Source organism: Streptomyces sp. NPDC006265, from assembly GCF_040613555.1.
Lineage (GTDB): Bacteria > Actinomycetota > Actinomycetes > Streptomycetales > Streptomycetaceae > Streptomyces.
Window position 1 is genome coordinate 1 of record NZ_JBEXSH010001082.1, and the last position, 2,615, is coordinate 2,615.

2 protein-coding genes and 2 pseudogenes are annotated in these 2,615 nt (G+C 73.8%); 2 read left to right on the top strand and 2 right to left on the bottom strand.

What is annotated here, in order from left to right:
* Positions 1-36 precede the first annotated feature (36 nt).
* Positions 37-1,398 (top strand): FAD-dependent oxidoreductase, encoded by a 1,362-nt coding sequence (locus tag ABZ281_RS45480; protein ID WP_356664262.1) that lies wholly within the window; start codon positions 37-39, stop codon positions 1,396-1,398.
* Between the two features lie 123 nt (positions 1,399-1,521).
* Here the strand turns inward: ABZ281_RS45480 and ABZ281_RS45485 are convergent, their stop codons facing one another.
* Positions 1,522-1,854 carry a hypothetical protein gene (locus ABZ281_RS45485; RefSeq protein ID WP_221757827.1) on the bottom strand — a complete coding sequence of 111 codons (333 nt, stop codon included), beginning with the start codon at positions 1,852-1,854 and terminating at the stop codon, positions 1,522-1,524.
* Between the two features lie 237 nt (positions 1,855-2,091).
* Here ABZ281_RS45485 and ABZ281_RS45490 point away from each other — a divergent pair.
* Positions 2,092-2,396 (top strand): annotated as a pseudogene (locus tag ABZ281_RS45490) (rhomboid family intramembrane serine protease); the annotation flags it as partial.
* 22 nt (positions 2,397-2,418) lie between these two features.
* On the opposite strand, the pseudogene ABZ281_RS45495 reads toward ABZ281_RS45490, so the two are convergent.
* Positions 2,419-2,615, bottom strand: a pseudogene (locus ABZ281_RS45495) (hypothetical protein); the annotation flags it as partial.

A 2,615-nucleotide genomic window follows, 5' to 3' on the forward strand; every position in this document is an offset into this window, starting at 1 on the left:
GTTGTCCCAAATAAAAGGAGCCGTACCGGGGCGAGAGTGGAGGCCAGCGGCGGCGCCGCCGCGGCGTTGTCCGCGGCGTCGCAGGCCCGCCGTCTGAAGGGCCCCGGCGAACTGGAGATCGTGGCGTTCGAACGGGGCCACTTCACGTCGTACTCGGCATGCGGCATCCCCTACTGGGTCGGCGGCGACGTCACCGACCGGGACTTGCTCATCGCCCGCACGCCCGAGGAACACCGTGCCCGGGACATCGACCTGCGGTTGCGCACCGAGGTCACGGAGCTCGACCCCGGCGGGCAGCGGGTACGCGCGCGTGACGTGGAGTCCGGCGAGGAGTCCTGGACCTCGTACGACAAGCTTGTGATCGCGACCGGCGCCCGGCCGATCCGGCCGGACATGCCCGGGGTCGACGCCCCCGGGGTGCACGGCGTGCAGACGCTGGACGACGGGCAGTCGCTCCTCGACACGCTGGAGGGCACACGGGGCCGCCGCGCGGTGGTCGTCGGGGCCGGTTACATCGGCGTGGAGATGGCCGAGGCGCTCATCAAGCGCGGCTACGAGGTGACGGTCGTCAACCGGGGCAGCGAGCCCATGTCGACCCTCGACCCCGACATGGGCCGCCTGGTGCACAAGGCCATGGAGGGCCTGGGCATCACGATGGTGAACGACGCCGAGGTCACGAAGATCCTGACCGGCGACGACGGGGCGGCGCGGGCGGTGGTCACGCAGGACCGCGAGTTCCCGGCGGACATCGTCGTGCTCGGCATCGGCGTCCGCCCCGAGACGGCCCTCGCGAAGGCCGCCGGTCTCCCCCTCGGCCCGCACGGCGGTCTCCTCACGGACCGCTCGATGCGGGTGCGCGGCCACGAGGGCATCTGGTCCGGCGGCGACTGCGTCGAGGTCCTCGACCTGGTCTCCGGCCAGCAGCGGCACATCCCGCTCGGCACCCACGCCAACAAGCACGGCCAGATCATCGGCACCAACGTCGGCGGCGGCTACGCGACCTTCCCGGGCGTGGTCGGCACAGCGGTCAGCAAGGTCTGCGACCTGGAGATCGCCCGCACGGGCCTGCGGGAGAAGGACGCCCACCGCGTCGGCCTCCGCTTCCAGGCGGTCACCATCGAGTCGACCAGCCGCGCGGGCTACTACCCGAACGCCTCCGCGATGACGGTCAAGATGCTCGCCGAGCACCGCACGGGCCGCCTCCTCGGCGTCCAGATCGTCGGCCGGGAGGGCGCGGGCAAGCGCGTCGACATCGCGGCGGTCGCCCTGACGGCCGGCATGACGGTGGACCAGATGACCAGCCTGGACCTGGGCTACGCCCCACCCTTCTCCCCGGTCTGGGACCCAGTCCTGGTGGCGGCCCGCAAGGCGGCGGCGAAGGTGCGCGGTTCCGTGTGAGATGGGGCGGGGCCGTGCCTTCAGGGGCGCGGGGCTGTACCAATGTGCGGCTCCGCCGCGCGAGCGCGACAAGCCACAGACTTCGCGCACTCGGCGACGACCCCGCACCCCCACGGCGAAGCCCTACGCCGTCCCAGCGGTTCCGTTGATCCGGTCGATCGCCTGCCGCGCCTGCTCCGCCGGCGGCCGCGACGGCAGCGAGGACACCGACGCCGGCGCGGCCGTCACCGCCGGCGGCTGCTCCCCCGCGGGCTTCGCGTGCGAGGCCACCCGAGTCGACCGCAACCGGTGGTTCACCGCCTCCTCCAACGTCACGGGCCGCCGCAACTGGGTGGCCAGCCGCCCGGCCTCCTGGCCGAGGCGGGCCACGTCCTCCCAGGGCAGCCGCACCACCAGCGTCAGCTCCGCCTCGCCATCGGGCAGTGCGTGCATCGCGGGAGTGACTCGGTCGTTCATCGCCTGTTCCTCACGTCGGCCCCGCGACCCGCCTTCCCCGCGCCGCGGGCGGTTGCCGACACATACGCAGGCCCGTGCGGCCGCGTTCAGCGGCAGGGCCGATTCACTTGCTCCACCCCGGGCACATGTGCGGCGTGGGGCGCCGCGGACGCCTGCGCCGGGGCCGCCGACGCAGACGGCCGCGCCGTGCCACCTCGTCTTCGACGCCGGCTCGGGCGTACCTCTGTTCGGCGCCTCGGAGCGATCGCCGGAGTGCTCGGCGCCTGTCCGGTGCGGTGTCCGAGGGCCCGGGCCCGGGTCCTCGTCCCCTGCCTGATCTTCCTGCCGCTGCGGCTGCCGGCCTGGACCGTGCTGGACCTGGGGTGCGTGCTGCGGGCGGTGCACTCCTCCGGCGAGGGCGTTTCCGGCGCGGGCACCGTGACGTATGCCGCGATGGCGTCGGCTGCCTGGCCGGCGTGACGATCGCCGGGCCGCTGCGGCCCGGGACACCGCAGCCACGGCAGTCGTGCGGCCTGCTGTCCGGCAGGCAGGCCCGGCCCGGCACACCTGGTGAGCGGCTGGGCGTCAGCCGTGCTCGATGTCCGCAGGACGGGACGGTCCGGCCAGCCAGTGGTAGCGGCGCTCGGGACGGCCGGTCGTGCCGTAGCGGAGGGAGACCTGGGCCTGAGTGGTGGAGACGAAAAACTCCAGATAGCGGCGGGCGCTGACCCGGGACAGCCCCGTGACCCCGGCACACTCCGAGGCGGACAGGCCGTCGGCCT

Excerpts from the sequence above, each read along its gene's own strand:
- ABZ281_RS45485 (WP_221757827.1), bottom strand. The coding sequence starts at position 1,854 with ATGAACGACCGAGTCACTCCCGCGATGCACGCACTGCCCGATGGCGAG.